The organism is Cupriavidus sp. DF5525, from assembly GCF_040149425.2.
Lineage (GTDB): Bacteria > Pseudomonadota > Gammaproteobacteria > Burkholderiales > Burkholderiaceae > Cupriavidus > Cupriavidus pickettii_A.
This window is the reverse complement of the sequence record NZ_CP168265.1, coordinates 1,348,563-1,364,966: the sequence shown is the minus strand read 5'-3', so window position 1 is coordinate 1,364,966 and position 16,404 is coordinate 1,348,563. Positions and strand designations below refer to the sequence as shown.

Sequence of the window (16,404 nt, the reverse complement as noted above, 5' to 3'; positions counted from 1 at the left end):
GGAGGAAACAATCATGACAACGCGCGCCTCTCAGGACGGCAACGTCATCACCTATCCCACCGGCCCGCTGGCGGTGGACAAGACCGTCGTGCTGGGCACCGTGCCGGCCCGCTTCCATGTGCCACAGACGACCCTTTTCGAGAACCTGGAGATCTCTGCGCGCCGGTTCCCGGAAAAGGTCGCGATCCAGTTTTACGGCAACGCCATCACCTATGCAGCGCTACTGGATGAGGTGGAGCGCCTGGCGGGCTACCTGCAGCAGGCTTGCGGCGTGCAGCCCGGCGACCGCGTGGTGCTGTTCAGCCAGAACAGCCCGCAGTTCATTGCCGCCTACTTTGCCATCCTGCGTGCGGATGCGGTGGTGGTGCCGGCCAACGCCATGCTGCTCGAGGACGAGTTGCGCCACATCGTCACCGACAGCGGCGCCGTCGCCGCGTTTTCCGCCGGTGAACTGGTGGGCCAGCTGGCACCGCTGGTCGGTTCCACACCGTTGCGGCACATCATCGTGCATCACTATGGAGATGCGCTGTCCGGCGACGACGAGGGCCTCGCGATCCCCGACTGGGCGCTCAAGCGGTCCGACGATGTACCGTTGCCCACCGGGGCCGTTCACTGGCTGCACGCGGTGGCCCAGGCATTCACGCCTGCGCTTCACCGCAGCCGCCCGGATGACCTTTGCATGCTGCCCTACACGTCTGGCACCACCGGCGCGCCCAAGGCGTGCATGCATACCCATCGCACGGTGATGGCCTCCGTTGCCGGTTCGCAGCTATGGCGGCGCTCGCATGCCGAGTCGACCTTCCTTGCGGTCGCACCGATGTTCCACCTGCTCGGCCTGCAGAACGGCATCAACTGCCCGGTCTACATGGGCGGCACCATCGTGCTGCTGCCGCGCTGGGACCGCCGCACCGCGGCCGAGCTGATTGCGCGCCACCGGGTGACGTTCTGGGCCGCCCCGCCGCCGATGCTGGTGGAGTTCTTCGCCCAACCCGGCATCGAGTCGTTCGACCTGAGCAGCCTGGCCTGCGTGGTGGGCGGTGGCGCCGCAGTGCCTGAAAACACCACCAGGCTGATGAAAGAGCGCTACGGGCTCCAGTTCGTGGAAGGCTACGGGCTGACCGAAACCGCCTCGTTCATCATCGCCAATCCGCTGGAACAGCCTCGCTCCGGACACCTCGGCGTGCGCACCTACGGCGTGGACGCGCGCATCATCGATCCCGTCACGCTGGCCGAAGTGCCGGCGGGCGAAGTCGGCGAGATCGTGGTTCACGGCGCGCAGGTGATGATGGGCTACTGGAACAAGCCGGAAGCCAACGAAGAGAGCTTTATCGTCATCGACGACAAGCGCTTCTTCCGCACCGGCGACCTGGCCAGCGTGGACGCGGACGGATACTTCGTGATGCGCGACCGTCTCAAGCGCATGGTCAATGCCTCCGGCTACAAGGTCTGGCCGGCGGAGGTGGAAGCCATGCTGCATACCCATCCGGCCATCCTGGAGGCGTGCGTGATCGCGGCGCGCGATCCGCATCGGGGCGAAACGGTCAAGGCCGTTGTGGTGCTGAGGCCTGAGGCGCGCGATGTCGGGGTGGACGACATCCTGGCCTGGTGCCGGGCAAGCATGGCGACCTACAAGGCGCCGCGCATCGTGGAGATCGTTGAACGCCTGCCGCGCTCGGCGACCGGCAAGATTGCCTGGCGCGAGTTGCAGGAGCAGGAACTGCAAGGTGCACCGCTGCCCAACCTCAAGTCATAACGGCATCAGGAGGCCTCCATGCTTAATTTCCCTCGCTCATGCCTGAAGCATGCCTGCCTGGCGCTTGCCGGCTGCAGCATGCTGTTTGCCTCCGCACCGTCGGCCGCGCAGGCGAAGACTGATTTTCCCGACAAGCCCTTGCGCATCGTCGTGCCCGGTCCGCCCGGCGGCGGCACCGACCTCCTCGCCCGCGCGCTCGCCGCGGGCATTGCCAAGCCGCTCGGGCAACCGGTCGTGGTGGAGAACAAGCCAGGGGCATCGGGAATCATCGCCGCGCAATCGGTGCTGGCGGCACCCCGTGACGGCCACACGCTGTATCTCGGCTTTACGTCGATGATCCAGCTGCCGGCGCTGATGCCCTCGATGCCGGTCAACTTCAGGAAGGACTTCGCGCCGGTGGCACTGCTGGCGGTCGGCTCGGACCTGCTGGCGGTTTCCTCCCGCGTGCCCGCCACCTCGGTGGCCGAGTTCGTCAAGCTGGCCAAGGCAAGCCCCGGCAAGCTGACGATCGGGTCCTACGGCAACGGTACGTCGGCGCACTTGCATGCCGAACTCCTCAAGAAGCGCGCGGGGATCGACCTGATCCACGTTCCGTACAAAGGCGCCGCACCGATGTTCGCGGACCTGCTCGCCGGCCAGATCGATACGGCCTTTGTCGACCAGTCCACCGCCAATGCACAGCTGAACAGCCCGCGCATCCGCTTCCTGGCGCTCACCGGCACGAAGCGTTTCAAGCCCCTGCCGCAACTGCCGACGCTGAGCGAGCTGGGCTATGCCGGCTTCGAGCCCAACGGATTCATGGCGATGTTCGTACCCGCCGCCACGCCGGCTCCGGTGGTACAGCGGCTGTCGGAGGTGATTGCGGCGCAGGTCCGCGGGGCGGATGTCGGCAGGCGCTTGGCCGAAATCGGCATGCTGCCGGTGGGGAGCAAGCCGGATGAACTGGCGGCGATGATGTCGCGGGACGCACCGGTGTGGGCCCAGGTTGTGAAGGAATGCAACGTCAAGCTGGAATGAGGCGAGCACCTGCAGAACTTCGTCTTCAAGGGCCCCGCGATGGCACGCGGCATGCCGGACTTCACCGGCAAGCTGAGCGCGGAGGATGTCGAGAAGATCAAGGCGTTCATCCAGGGCACGGCTGACGCGATCCGGCCGAAGGCGATCGCGAACACCCGCCAGTAACCGGAGAGGAAGACGCAAGCAGTGCCGCCTTTGCCAGCCTTTGCCGGCCGGGCAATGCCGGGGGCAATCCGTCAGGCCAGGAGCGCGCCCGCTTCCGTCTGCGCCTTCCGCTCCGCGGTGCGGCGGCTGATCGTCCAGCCGGTAAAGGGGTCGGCGGCGCTGCGATGCTGGGTCCAGTGGGTCTTGCACGTCTCGCACTGGTGCTCGCGCGTCTGGCACTGCACGCCGCTGGCCAGGCTGCGCCAGTGCATGTCGCCCAGCGGGCGGAGCAAGCCATGGCCGTTTGCGCAACGCGCATCCAGGCACAGGCGTTCGCAGCGCCGGCAAAGCGGCTGCGGCGCTGCCGCGGGATCGTTGCCAGGCTTGCGCAGCCCGCCTGCACTGTCGGGCTGCGCCTGCGTGGCCGCAACCGTGGCATCCATATCCATCATCTGCGCCGTCGATCCGACACGGCTGCGGGTGCGATGCAATGCGGCCCAGTAAAGCGCGCGCACCGCATCGGAGCCATCGCACATGGCTGATGCGCGACAGCGTTCCGCGTGCCGGTGCAACGGCAGGCCGAACTCGGCCGCCGAGGCAAAGCAGATGACCTGTACACGCGCGGCGCCGTCTTCGATCCAGCGCTCGAACAGCCGCGAAAGATGGCTGTAGTAGGCCTCGTTGCTGTCCGATGCATGCGCCAGCGCCATGCGATGGGCGCGGCGGCTCAGCGCACGGACCTCCTGCCGGAGCTCGCTCAGGACCGGCAACAGACGAGCAGGCGGGTTTCCTCGAGTTGGCGATGCGCTCGCGCGCTGCAGATTGCTCACTTCGTACTCCGAACTGCTTTGGCGATGGGCCAGGCGGGCAAATTGGCGCGCAACGGGGCGCGCTTGCTGGCTGATTGCCTGGCCTGTGTCGGGCCGGGCGCTGTGAGCCGATTATAGGAGTGCGTGTTTGCGCATTGGACAGGCTTTCCCGCGGACTACCTGATAAGGGTGGGTTCCGGCTTGACCGGAATTTGGTCTACTTGCAGCCAGGGATGAGCGGCACTCGGTGGGAGCCGCCCATCGCTTTCCGCCGGCACCCTGGCTCCGAGGCTGGTGTGCCGAAACCGGCTTTCTGCCGCGCGGGCACTGCCCCCGGGGAGCGGCCACGCGCACAACGCGCGCAACACCAACAAGGCGCGGGCCGACGACCGCGCCACGCGAAGGAGTCAACGAATGGGAGTACTAAGCGGAATCCGCGTGGTGGAGTTCGAAGCGATCGGGCCCGGTCCTTTCGGCGCCATGCTGCTGGCCGACATGGGCGCCGACGTGCTGCGTATCGACCGCCCCCTGGCGCCGACCGATCTCGGGCCGAAGTCCGCCACCGGAAAACGCATCGACGTGACCGGCCGCGGCCGGCGCTCGGTGACGCTGGACCTGAAGGACCCGGACGGCCAGCGCGCGGCGCTGGAGCTGATGGCGCGTGCGGACGTGGTGATCGAAGGCTTCCGCCCCGGCACCATGGAACGCCTGGGCCTTGGCCCCGATGTCGCGCTGGCGAGCAATCCGAGGCTGGTTTACGGCCGCATGACCGGCTGGGGCCAGACCGGCCCGCTCGCGGACCGCGCCGGACATGACCTGAACTATGTCGCGCTCTCCGGGGTGCTGTCCGGCATCGGCCGCGCCGGCGAGGCGCCGGTGCCGCCCCTGAACCTGGTGGGCGACTACGGCGGCGGCGGCATGCTGCTGGCGCTGGGCGTGGTTGCTGCGCTGCTGAACGTGCATCGCGGCGGCAAGGGCCAGGTGGTGGATGCGGCCATGATCGAAGGCGCCGCCCAGCTCGGCGCCGTGATCTGGGGCCTGCTGGCCTCCGGCAACTGGCGCGAGGAGCGCCAGGCCAACATTCTTGATGGCGGCGCGCCCTGGTACGACAACTACCGCACCCGCGACGGCAAGTACATGTCGATCGGCCCGGTCGAAGGCCGCTTCTACGCCGAACTGCTCGACAAGCTCGGCCTTGCCGGCAAGGAGCTGCCGGAGCAATACGACCGTAGCGGCTGGCCGGTGCTGCGCCAGCACTTCAATGAGGTCTTCCTGACCAGGACCCGCGACGAATGGTGTGCCGTGTTCGAAGGCAGCGACGCCTGCGTGGCGCCGGTGCTCGGCTTCAGCGAAGCGCCCGATCATCCGCAACACCGCGCGCGCGGCAGCTTCATCGAGGTGGCCGGCGTGGTCCAGCCGGGGCCTGCTCCGCGCTTCCTCGGCACGCCATCCGAAGTGGTCCGCCCGGCGCCGCAACGCGGCCAGCATGGCGCCGCGGCGCTGCGCGACTGGGGCTTCGACGACGCCGATGTGGCGCGGCTGCAAGCCCTTGGCCTCGGCTTCCGGCCGGAAGCCTGAGGCCCGCGCGCGCCGCCTGGCCCACACCGTATCTGCTGCGCGTCGCCGGCCCGTGTTCTGCGCGCGGCGGCGACAGCAACCAGGTCTCCACCTTGTCGGGCTGCCCTGACAAGTTGCTTCGCTCCGGCCTCCGAGCCGGAGCCATTTTTTCTACACTGCCATGCATTCAACGCCAACCTGCGCCGGCGAACGCCTGCCGGACCTGCCGCCTGACGCTTCGACCCCGGTGCCGCCGGGATACCGGCCACTCATCCGGGACCGCGGCTTTCTACAGCTCTGCGGCCCCTTCTACGTGCACGAGACCCTGCCGGTCGTCGCCGTGCGCGTGACCGACCAGCATCTCAACAATCAGGACATTGCGCACGGCGGCTTCCTGGCCGCACTGGCCGACAGCGCCTACGGCATTGTCATGCGCCGCGACCTGCCCGGACTGGTGCCGCGAACGGCCCACCTGAGCGTGGACTATCTCTCGGCCGTGCAGCCTGGCGACTGGCTTGAAGCCCACGTGACCTTCGTCAAGCACGGCAAGCGCATCACCAACGGCACCTGCCGCCTGATGGTGGGCGCCCGGATGGTCCTGCAGACGATGGGCGTATTCTCGACGCAGCGGGTGGCGGAGCCGCCGATGCAGCCTGTGAGCCTGGCGTCATAGCAGCATTGCAGGCGGCCATCGGGTTGCCCCCGATAGGGGAATCCCGCCCATCCGATATGGCTGGTTTCGGCGGGCAGCGCCTCCGCTAAGGTTTGTCATGAGATGTCCATCCGACGCTCTCGATTCACGACATACACCTGCGAGGTAAACACGAAATGCGTTGCAAGCCCCTGATTGCCACGGCACTGCTAGCCTGGGCCGCCGTAGCTGGCGCACAGAGCTATCCGTCGCGCCCCATCACCTTCGTCGTACCCGGGCCGCCCGGCGGCGCTACGGATACCATTGCGCGCGCGCTGGCCGAAGACATGGGCAAGCGCCTGGGCCAGCCCATCATCGTCGACAACAAACCCGGCGGCGCCGGCGTGGTTGCGGTGCAGACGCTCACCCGTGCTCCCGCTGACGGCTACACGCTGCTGGTGACACATTCGTCGCCCCTCATCAACACGCCGTACCTTTACGCCAGCGTGCCCTACAACGTGCGCCGCGACATGGCGTTCATCACCGAGATCTGCGTCGGCAAGATCGTCCTCGCCGTGAACCGCGAAGTGCCCGCCAGCAACGTATCGGAGTTCATGGCATGGGCGGCCAGGAATAAGGGCAAGGTCAGCTATGGCTCTTACGGCGTGGGCAGCTTTCCGCATCTGGTCGGCGCGCACCTGAACCAGACCAAGGGCCTGGAAATGGTGCACGTTGCCTACAAGGGCGAGGCGCCGATGGCGCAGGACATGCTGGCCGGCAACATTTCATGGGCGATCGGCTCAGTCACCACGCTCGGGCCGCATATCAAGAGCGGCCGCCTGCGCGCGCTGGCGGTGATGGGCGAAAAGCGCATCAAGGAGCTGCCCGATGTGCCCACCATGACCGAAGCCGGCATGAAGGAACAGGAAATGCGACCGCCCGCCTGGGTTGGCCTGGTAGGGCGTTCCGGAACGCCCACGGCGATCCTTTCCCGCATCGAAGCGGAAGCGCGTGCCTCGATCCAGTCGCCGGCCATGCAGGCGCGCATGGAGGCACTGGCTCTGGAGCCGGTTGGCAATACCGGGGTGGAATTCAAGCGTGATTTCGAGACCTCGGAGCCGGTGATGGCCCGACTGATCAAGGCCAGCGGCGCAACCGCCGAATGATGGCGGGCACCGGCGCCGGCGGACGGCTCGCGCCGTCAGCTGGTGCCGGTGTCGACTTCCATGCGCTGCGCGGCGCTGCGCGCGACCAGGATGGCCTCATAGCGCCGCGACACGCCAAGCTTGCCGAAGATCTGGCGCAGATTCCATTTCACGGTATCCACGCTCAGGTTGAGCACCAGTGCGATGTGCTTGTTCGACATCGACTGCTCCAGCAAGGCGAGGATCTCCCGCTCGCGCCGGGTCAGCGCCTTGCCCATGCCGGTGTCCGACGGCGGCAGCGGCTTTGCCGGACTCATCGGAGCCGGCGACCCGCGCCCCGCCGCGGGGACATTGCCGCTGCGTGGCCGCGCAAAGCAGGACGGGTCCGCATTCGTACTGCGCGCCAGCCGGCCCAGCAGTTCCTGCACCCGCCCGCCTTCGTCCGCAAGCGTGCGTACCAGGCCCAGCCGCTGGCCGGCGGCCACCGCCGAGGTCAGGAACGTCGTGGCTTCATTGGTGCGGCCGAGGTCATCCAGCGCATGCGCCTGCAGCAGATCCGCAGTGACCATCAGGCTTTCCCGCACCGATGCCGCCGGCAACGCACGCAGGCCATCCAGCGCGGCCAGCGCGCGTTCCGGCGCCGCCTGTATCAGGGCCAGCCGGGCACGCGTCATGGCGGCCGTGGCGGCAATACGCTGGTCGCGTGGCGAGTTGCCGGAATACTGCGCGGCCAGTTCGTCAAGGGCGCGTTGCAGGCGCTCGGCATGCCGCAGGTCCTTGCCCAGCAGCGCCAGCCGGAGTTGCTCGGCCAACATGCGCGCCACGCCGCGCGGCAGGCCACGACGGTGGAACAGCACCTCCGTTTCAACCAGCCCGACCAGCGCATCGTGCGGAGCGTCAGCCAGGCACTGCAGGCGGGCGTGGCAGACCGCTGCCTCGATCAGCACATCGGGGGTGGAGAATCGCAGCGCGTCGAGCCTGCCAGCGAGCACCTCGCGCGCGTCGTCGGCCCGGTCCAGCTCGTACAGGGCGGCGGCGACGGGCACGGCGCAACGGCTGGTACCCACTGCATAGCGGCCGAACTGCTGCTCTGAAGCGGCAAGCGGCGCCGCGCCCAGGCGGAGCGCCTCCAGTGCATCGCCCTCCAGCCACGCGGCCATCGCGACTGCGCCGGCGCCCATCAGTTCGAACTCGGTGCTGCCCTGGCGCGCGGTCGGCACCAGCGCGCGATAGCGTGGCAGCGCGCGCGGATGTTCGCCGAGCATGGTGCCGCAGCGCAACGCCAGCCCGGAGCGAATCGTTTCGAGCACAGGGCGCCCCAGCGGCGCATCGCTCAGCGTTGCCAGCAGCGCCATGGCCCGATCGGGGTCGTCCTCGTGGAGCGCAATGATCGCGCGCATCAGGGTGACCGGAACGCTGCCCTGCGCCTGTACGTCGGCATTGGCGCTCTGCCAGCGCCGGATCCAGTCCTCGGCCTTCTTCGGCCTGGCCGAGACCGTGCAACTCCATGCCGCGGCCTCCAGCAGCGACGGATGCATGGCGAGCCGGTCTGCATCGATGGCATCGACCCAGCGCATGAAGCTGCGCAGCTGGCTGATGCCCGGCAAATCGGAAGCCAGCGATTCCATCAGCGAGCGCACTGCCTCGAAATCCCCGCTCTTCAGCGCATGCCCGATCGCATCGGAGAGGTAGTCGCGGCCGCTCTGCTCGCGCAGCCAAGCGGCGGCGCGCCAGTGCAAGACCTCGAAATCCCCGTTTGCGCTCACCAGCAGGTGGCGCAGGTGTGCGGCAAAGAGCGGATGCAGCCGGTACCAGTCATCGGGCACGCCGTCGGGCGCGGTGCCCGGCGTGGCGACACGCCGGAGAAAGAGCCCACGGGCGCGAATGTCGGCGAGCAGCCCGGCAGCGTCGTTGCTGCCGGTCACCGCGGCGGCAAGATCTGCGTTGAACCGATCCAGGACTGACAGCCGTTGCAGGAACGTCAGCAGTTCCGGCGGCAGTCCGGCGGTGACCTCCTCGCTCCAGTAGGCATGCAGCGCGGCGCAATAGGCGGCGGGCCATCCGGCTCCCGAGGCGGGCGTCTCCGGCGTGGTCGTTGGCAAGGCCGCCGCCAGCCCCAGGCCGGTCGGCCAGCCAGCCGTGGCATCGTGCAGCCGGACCGCCAGGTCGGCGTCGGCCGCCCGGCCCTTGCCCTCGCCTTGCGCAATCCGTCCTTCAGTCCGGTGGCGCAGGAAAGCCCGCGTCTCCGGCAGGCTGAACGCGAGATCGGTGCAGGAAAATTCGGCCAGCTCTCCCATGGCGCGCAGCCGGCCAAGCGCCAGCTTGCATTCGCGGCGGGAAGCCGCTACGACATGCAGGCCGGGCAGCCGGGCCGCAAGCAGCGCCTGCATGAAGTCGACGGTGGCCGGTTCACGCACATGGTCGAATTCATCGAGCATCAGGTAGAGCTCGCCCGGCACGCCCGCCAGGGCACTGATCACGGCCGCTGCCACCGCTGGTGTATCGCAGGCGCTGTCAGGGTGGGCGAGTCCCGGCTGGCGCAGGACAATGCCGGCGCGATGCAGGCATGCCAGCAAGGCCGCGCAAAATCCCTCCAGCACGTCATCGTCCGGGCCAAGCGAGAGCCACGCCACGCGCGCGCCATCGGCTGCCAGCCGCTGGCGCCATTGCGCCAGCGCCGTGGTCTTGCCATAGCCGGCAGCGGCTGTCAGCAGAACCAGCTTGCCATGCCGGCCATGATGCAGGCGTTGGACCAGTGCTTCGCGGGGGACCGACCTGGGGCCGGTGCGCGGTGGCACGAGCCTGGTTGCTAGAGGGGGGATACGGCGTTCCATCGGCGTTCAGCAGTGCGCTAGTAGTGAGGGGACGCGCGGGCCGCGGCGCCGGCGGGAGCGTTTGTCACGGCACCCGCGTCATAGGCGGGTGCTGCCAGGCGGCACGCACGGCGAATATAAGCGACAGCATCGAGACGTTTGCCCCATTTGCCGCCTTCCCCCCTGTTACGGGTGGGCGCGCACCCGCCCCGGGGTATTCATCGCGAAGCGGCTCGTGGCGGCGAGTGCCTCGTACGACGCAGCGCCCCTGTGTCCTATACCAGTACAATCGCGACAGATGCGTTCCGCCCCTCAGTAAAGCGCCAGCCAGCCTGGCGCGCGTTACCCTCCTATGCCGCAAATACCGTCTTCTTCCGGCTCCCGCCCGATGCCTGACCATCCGGATACGGCCGCCCGCGCCGGCACGGCGCCGGCCGCGCCTGCCCGGCAGGGGCCGCCGCGCGGCGCGGTACGCGTGGTCGCAAGAGAGCGGCTGCTGGCGCAGCTGACCGAGGCGCGCCGCCGGCGCTGCTTTGTCCTGCAAGGGCCAGCCGGCTGCGGCAAGACCGCAACGCTGATGGCCTGGCGGCTGGACCTGCTTGCGCTCGGCTTCGACATGGCCTGGCTGACCGCGGAGGCCGGCGACAACGAACTGTCGCGCTGGCTCGACCGGCTGCTGGGCTGCCTGTCGGAAGTCAGCCCGGCCATGACCCGCGAGGCCATGCTGCTGGCAGGCAGCGGCGTCGATGACGAAGGCGTCGAGCGCACCATCATTTCGCTGGTTCGTGGCATCGCCGCCTATCCGCGCGAACTGGTGCTGGCGCTCGATGACCTGCACCACCTGACCAACCCCCGCATCTACGACACGCTGCAGTGGCTGATCGACTACGCCCCGGCCAATTTCCACGTGGTGCTGGTGTCACGGGGTGCGGTACCGCTCTCGCTTGGCCGACAGCGCGACCAGGGCATGCTGCTCGAACTGGACCAGCGCGACCTGCGCTTCACGCTGGCCGAGTCCCAGCAGTTCCTGAACGCGCAACTGGGCGATATCTCCGCCCGCGACGCGCGCCTGCTGCACGAACTCACCGATGGCTGGGTGGCCGGCCTGCAGCTGTTCGCCACCCACTGGAGACGCAAGAAGCAGAGCGCGACCGGCAGTTCCTTTGCCAGCGGCATCGTGCGAGCCAATGTGCAGAATGCTGGCGCATTCGCCGAGTATTTCGAGCGCGAAGTGCTGTCCCGCCTGGCGCCGGACGAAGCCGAACTGCTGGTGCGTGCCGCGGCATGCGAACGCTTCAGCGCCTCCCTGTGCGTGGCCCTGAGCGAACCGGCGCAGAGCGAGAGCAACGTCATGGGGCTGCTCACGCGGCTTGAAAGCGAGAACCTCTTCATCGCCCCGGCCGATGGCCCGGAACGGGAGTCGTGGTACCGCCTGCATCCGCTGCTGCGCGAAACGCTGGCCGAGCGGTTCCGCACGCGCAGCGAGGCGCAGCAGCGGGCCGTGCACGAGGCGGCATGGCACTGGTTCCGTGACCATCGCATGCTGGAGGAGGCCGTCCGGCACGCGGTACTCGCCGGAGATACCGGCACGGCGGCCGATCTGGTCGAGCGCTTCTCGGGCACGCTGCTCGCCCGGGGCCAGGTACGCAAGGCCCTTGGGCTGCTCCGGCTGCTGCCCGCAGAGCAGGTGCAGAGCCGCATCGAGTTGCAGCTGCTGGCGCTGCGCATGCAGATCTACGAACGCGACCTGGATGCCGCACTGGAAAACGCCAAACGGCTGGCTGCCGAGATTCCGCCCGGCGACGAGTCCGCCCGCTACCGGCTGTGCCTGCTGCAATGCACGCTGATGGTGCTGCGCGACGACACCGAGGGCGCAAAGCGCCTTCTGCCGCAGCTCGAGCAGATGCCGGAGAACACCGAATCGCTCTTTGTCGGCTCGCGCAACAACCTGCTCTCCTGGCTGTATATGCACCTGGGCGAGTACGACCGCGCCCGCCGTGTACAGACCGAGGCGCAGCCGCTGCTGTTCGAAGGCGCGCCGCTGCTTGGCACCCCGAGCGGCAGCCTCAACGGCCGTTGCATGGTGGGCTTCAGTTTTGCACTGGAAGGCAAGCTCATCCAGGCCGAGCGCATTGCCCGCGATATCCTGCGCGAAACCGAGCAGATCGGCGAAACGCGGGCGGAGCCGGAGTATTTCGCGGCGGCGCTGCTCGGCGAAGTCCTGTATGAACAGAACGACCTCGAAGGCGCACGCCGGCTGCTGGAGGATCGCGTGGACGTGCTGGAGCGGGTCTCGATCCCGGACACCGTGCTGCGCGTGCACACCGTGCTGGCTGCCGTGCACTGGCTCAGCGGCCACCGGCTGGACGCCTTCGCACAACTGGAGCGGCTGGAGGAGTACGGCTCGCACCTGCGGCTGGACCGGCTGCTGGCGCAAAGCCTTGCCTACCAGATCCGGCTGCACCTGCATTGCGGCGACATGGAATCCGCCGCTTCGGTCCTCGCCCGGCTGGATGCAATTGCTGCCCGGCACCGCGATGCGCCCCGGGGCTCGCTCGATGCGATCCACCTTGCCGCGGAGCGCTCGCACATCCTGGTCACCCTTGCCCATGACGATCCGGACGGCGCCTCGCAGCGCATCGGGCCGCTGATTGCCTACTGCGAAGCGCGCAGCTGGCTGCGCCAGGTAGCGCAGCTGCACATCCTCGCGGCCGTGGCCGTTTCACGCCAGGGCGACCCGGAGGCGACAAACACGCATCTGCTGGCCGCCCTGCGGCTCGGGCACCGGCTCGGCCTGCTGCGCGGCATCGTCGATGCGTATCCGGACGCGCTGGACCTGATCGCCACACTGGCAAGCACCGGAACGCTCGATCCGGTACTGACCTTCTATGTTGAACGCCTGCAGACTGCCGCCCCTGCCGTTGCAACCAGCGCGGCCGGTGCAGCCGACATGCGCGGCACCACGGACAGCGAACTGGAAGAGCTCAGCGACCGGGAGATCGATGTGGTCCGCCTGCTCGGCCAGGCCCTGCCCAACAAGAAGATCGCACGCACGCTCGGCCTGTCGCCGGAAACGGTGAAGTGGCACCTGCGCAACATCTTCCGCAAGCTCGACGTCACCAGCCGCGACGAAGCCGTCGCGCGCATGCGTGACCGGGAACTCGGCGAAGGCCGCTGAGCATTCCCACAGCCGGCGGGCCACGGACCGCCGCCCCCGTTCCCCGCCCCCTCCTTCCAGCCAACCCCTCGCGCTTCCCCGCCCACGCCACCTGAGATGGGTGGTGTTCGCGCACCCCCGCTCCCCAGTACCTTAGCGCCATACCAAAGCACCGCTGCGTACGTCATTGCTGGTACGCCGGACGGTGCAGTCAGCAGAGCGCGGCGCGCACGACGTGCCCAGGACTGAGGAGACATCGCAATGAACCCATCCACGGCCAGGCAAAGCCCGGCTGACACATCGGCTGCACCGGCCAAGCGGCCGCGAGCCTATCGCCCGACCGTATTTCCGGAGCGCGGCACGGTCGTAGAACGGCGCGCGGACGGCACGGTGCTGATGCGCAACGCCAGGCAACCCTCCGTGCTCGCGCAAAAAAGTCTCGCGGAATTCCTGCCGATGTGGGCAGAACGCCGTGGCAACGTTCCCGCCTTTTGCGAACGCGACGCGCAGGGCGAGTGGCGCTCAGTCACCTGGGCCGGCCTCTGGCAGCAGGTACAGGTCGTCGGCGCTGCGCTGCTGGAATTGGGCCTGAACCAGACCCGCCCGCTGATGCTGCTGTCCGGCAACTCGATCGAGCAGGCCGTGGTCGTGCTCGCCGCCGAATATGTCGGCATTCCGACTGCGCCGGTTTCCCCTGCCTACTCCCTGGTCAGCCGCGACTTCGAGCGCCTGAAGAGCGTGGTTGAACTGGTCCCGCCGGGAGCGCTCTTCGTGCAGACGGCGGCACCGTTCGAGCGCGCCCTTGCAACCATCGAATCCGCTGGCGTGCCGGTCATTGCCGTCAATGGCGCTCGCGCAGGCCAGATCGGTTGGAGCGCGCTCGCGGCGACTGAGCTGACGCCCGCCCGCCGCGCCGCGGTACAAGCCGCGCACGCCGCCATTCGACCCGAACAGACCGGCCGCGTGCTGTTCACCTCGGGCTCCACGGGCGTGCCCAAGGGCGTAGCGCTGTCCTTCAGCAACCTCGCCGCGGTCGCCACGTACTTCTTCGACATCTACCAGGCCCTCATCGACCGCAATCCGACCTTCCTGTGCTGGCTGCCGTGGCACCACGGCCTGGGCGGCGTGCTCAGCATCAGCCGAGCGGTGGCATTGGGCAGCTCGCACTATATCGACGACGGCCGGCCGCTGCCCGGACAGATCGAGCGCACGGTGCGCAACCTGCGTGAAGTCTCGCCGACCATTTACACCAACGTGCCTTCGGCATGGGCCATGCTGGCCGCGGAAGCCGAGCGCGACGCGGCACTGGCCCGCGGCCTGTTCGGCAAGACGGTCAATTTCTCCTATGGCGGCGCAAGCCTGCCGCGCGACGTATGGGATCGTATCCAGCGCGCCGCCGAAGACACGGTGGGCGAGTGCATCGCGTTCTGCTCCGGCCTGGCCAGCACCGAGACCAGCGGCATGGGCGTGTACTGCACCTGGCCCGCCGATGAAGCCGGCAACGTGGGCGTGCCGATGCCGGGCGCCGAGGTCAAGCTGGTGCCGCTGGACGGCGGCGACGGCCGCTATGAAATCCGCATTCGCGGGCCGTTCGTGTTCAGCGGCTACATCAAGCGCCCGGACCTGACCGCTGCTGCGTTTGACGAGGAAGGATTCTTCTGCATCGGCGACGCCGTACGCCTGGCCGATCCCGCCGACCCCGCGTGCGGACTGCTGTTTGCCGGCCGCGTAGCGGAAGACTTCAAGCTCACCAACGGCACCTGGGTGCGCGTTGGCGCCGTGCGCCTGGGCCTGGTGGAGCAATGCGCGTCGCTGATCACCGACGCCGTGATCTGCGGCCACGACCACGACTACCTGGCCGCGCTGGCCTGGCCCAACCTGGCTGCCTGCCGCGCACTCGCGCCGGAACTGGCCGGGCTCGACGCAGAAGCGCTGGTTCGTCACCCGGTGGTGGTCAGTGCCATTCGCGCACGGCTGCAGACCGCCGGGGGCAAGGGCAACGCCGGCGCCAGCCTGCATGTCCGGCGCGTGCTGCTGATGGCCGAGCCGCCTTCCATCGACGCCAACGAGATCGCCGACAAGGGCTATGTGAACCAGGCCGCCACGCGCGCGCGCCGGGCGCATCTCGTCGAAGAGATTTTCCAGCCCGAACCCGGTCCGCACATCGCCTGCGCTGCCTGAACACGGCCTCCCATATCAAATCTATCCCGGAGCTTTCCATGCAAATCAACCGTACCATCTACCGCGACGATCACGAGATGTTCCGCACCACGGTGCGCCGCTTCCTGGAGAAAGAATGCCTGCCGAAGCAGGCCGAGTGGGACAAGGCGGGCAAGGTCGACCGCGAGACCTGGCTCAAGGCCGGCCGCGAGGGCCTCCTCTGCGTGACGCTGCCGACCGAATACGGCGGCGGCGGCGGCGATTTCGGCCACTCGGCCATCTTCAACGAAGAACAGGCGCGCGTCGGCGTCAGCGGCCTGGGCTTTGGCGTGCACTCCGACATCATCGCCCCGTACCTTAACCGGCTGGGCAATGAAGAGCAGAAGCAGCGCTGGCTGCCCAAGGTCTGCTCGGGCGAGGCCATCCTTGCCATCGGCATGACCGAACCCGGCACCGGCAGCGACCTCAAGGCGATCCGCACCACTGCCGTGCGCGAGGGCGACGAGTACGTCATCAACGGCAGCAAGACCTTCATCAGCAATGGCCTGAACGCCGACCTGATCATCATGGTCTGCAAGACCGACCCGAGCGCAGGCTCGCGCGGCGTCAGCCTGATCGTGGTGGAAGCCGAGCGCGAAGGCTTCCGCCGCGGCCGCAAGCTGGACAAGGTCGGCCAGCACGCGCAGGACACCGCCGAGCTGTTCTTCGACAACGTGCGCGTGCCGGTGAGCAACCGCCTGGGCGAGGAAGGCAAGGGCTTTGCCTACCTGATGGGCGAACTGCCGCAGGAACGCCTGTCCATCGCCATCAGCGCCGCCGCCAAGCTGGAGGTCTGCCTGGAGCAGACGCTGGCCTACGTCAAGGAGCGCAAGGCGTTCAACCAGACTGTCTGGGACTTCCAGAACACCAAGTTCAAGCTGGCCGACATCAAGGCACAGGCCATCGCCGTGCGCCTGCTGGTCGACCACTACCTGGGCGAGCACATCCGCCGCCGCCTGACGCTGGAAGAAGCTGCCGTGGCCAAGCTCTATGCCACCGAGGCGCTCGGCCAGGCACTGGACCAGATGGTGCAGCTGCATGGCGGCTACGGCTACATGCTGGAGTACCCGGTCGCCCGCGCCTTCGCCGATTCGCGCGTCACGCGCATCTACGGCGGCACCAGCGAGGTCATGCGCGACCTGATCTCGCGCAAGCTGTAAGCGCGGCCCGGCCGCCCAT

General features: G+C 68.2%; 10 protein-coding genes and 1 pseudogene. 9 read left to right on the top strand and 2 right to left on the bottom strand.

What is annotated here, in order from left to right:
* The first annotated feature begins 13 nt into the window (after positions 1-13).
* The 3 genes and pseudogenes from ABNX08_RS06505 to ABNX08_RS06495 all read left to right on the top strand — a co-directional run.
* Positions 14-1,753, top strand: a complete 1,740-nt coding sequence (locus ABNX08_RS06505; RefSeq protein ID WP_022534363.1) for a long-chain fatty acid--CoA ligase — start codon at positions 14-16, stop codon at positions 1,751-1,753.
* 18 nt (positions 1,754-1,771) lie between these two features.
* On the top strand, positions 1,772-2,770 hold the full coding sequence (locus ABNX08_RS06500; protein ID WP_022534362.1) for a tripartite tricarboxylate transporter substrate binding protein: 999 nt from the start codon (positions 1,772-1,774) through the stop codon (positions 2,768-2,770).
* Positions 2,771-2,773: 3 nt separating this feature from the next.
* Positions 2,774-2,935 (top strand): annotated as a pseudogene (locus ABNX08_RS06495) (cytochrome c); the annotation flags it as partial.
* Positions 2,936-3,006: 71 nt separating this feature from the next.
* Here ABNX08_RS06495 and ABNX08_RS06490 read toward each other — a convergent pair.
* Positions 3,007-3,744 carry a hypothetical protein gene (locus ABNX08_RS06490; protein ID WP_051369694.1) on the bottom strand — a complete coding sequence of 246 codons (738 nt, stop codon included), beginning with the start codon at positions 3,742-3,744 and terminating at the stop codon, positions 3,007-3,009.
* Between the two features lie 393 nt (positions 3,745-4,137).
* Between ABNX08_RS06490 and ABNX08_RS06485 the strand changes: the two genes are divergently transcribed.
* The 3 genes from ABNX08_RS06485 (at position 4,138) to ABNX08_RS06475 (ending at position 7,077) form a co-directional block, all read left to right on the top strand.
* Entirely contained in the window at positions 4,138-5,301 is a 1,164-nt protein-coding gene (locus tag ABNX08_RS06485) for a CaiB/BaiF CoA-transferase family protein (RefSeq protein ID WP_022534359.1), read from the top strand.
* A gap of 160 nt (positions 5,302-5,461) precedes the next feature.
* The gene (locus ABNX08_RS06480) at positions 5,462-5,953 is read left to right on the top strand and encodes a PaaI family thioesterase (protein WP_022534358.1); all 492 of its coding nucleotides are present in this window, start codon (positions 5,462-5,464) and stop codon (positions 5,951-5,953) included.
* A gap of 155 nt (positions 5,954-6,108) precedes the next feature.
* Positions 6,109-7,077 carry a tripartite tricarboxylate transporter substrate binding protein gene (locus ABNX08_RS06475; RefSeq protein WP_022534357.1) on the top strand — a complete coding sequence of 323 codons (969 nt, stop codon included), beginning with the start codon at positions 6,109-6,111 and terminating at the stop codon, positions 7,075-7,077.
* A gap of 35 nt (positions 7,078-7,112) precedes the next feature.
* Here the strand turns inward: ABNX08_RS06475 and ABNX08_RS06470 are convergent, their stop codons facing one another.
* On the bottom strand, positions 7,113-9,854 hold the full coding sequence (locus ABNX08_RS06470) for a LuxR C-terminal-related transcriptional regulator (RefSeq protein WP_349609304.1): 2,742 nt from the start codon (positions 9,852-9,854) through the stop codon (positions 7,113-7,115).
* 403 nt (positions 9,855-10,257) lie between these two features.
* On the opposite strand from ABNX08_RS06470, the gene ABNX08_RS06465 reads away from it, so the two are divergent.
* The 3 genes from ABNX08_RS06465 (at position 10,258) to ABNX08_RS06455 (ending at position 16,385) form a co-directional block, all read left to right on the top strand.
* On the top strand, positions 10,258-13,047 hold the full coding sequence (locus tag ABNX08_RS06465; protein WP_349609306.1) for a LuxR C-terminal-related transcriptional regulator: 2,790 nt from the start codon (positions 10,258-10,260) through the stop codon (positions 13,045-13,047).
* A gap of 240 nt (positions 13,048-13,287) precedes the next feature.
* On the top strand, positions 13,288-15,207 hold the full coding sequence (locus ABNX08_RS06460) for a feruloyl-CoA synthase (protein ID WP_022534354.1): 1,920 nt from the start codon (positions 13,288-13,290) through the stop codon (positions 15,205-15,207).
* A gap of 38 nt (positions 15,208-15,245) precedes the next feature.
* Entirely contained in the window at positions 15,246-16,385 is a 1,140-nt protein-coding gene (locus tag ABNX08_RS06455) for an acyl-CoA dehydrogenase family protein (RefSeq protein WP_022534353.1), read from the top strand.
* Positions 16,386-16,404: the final 19 nt, after the last annotated feature.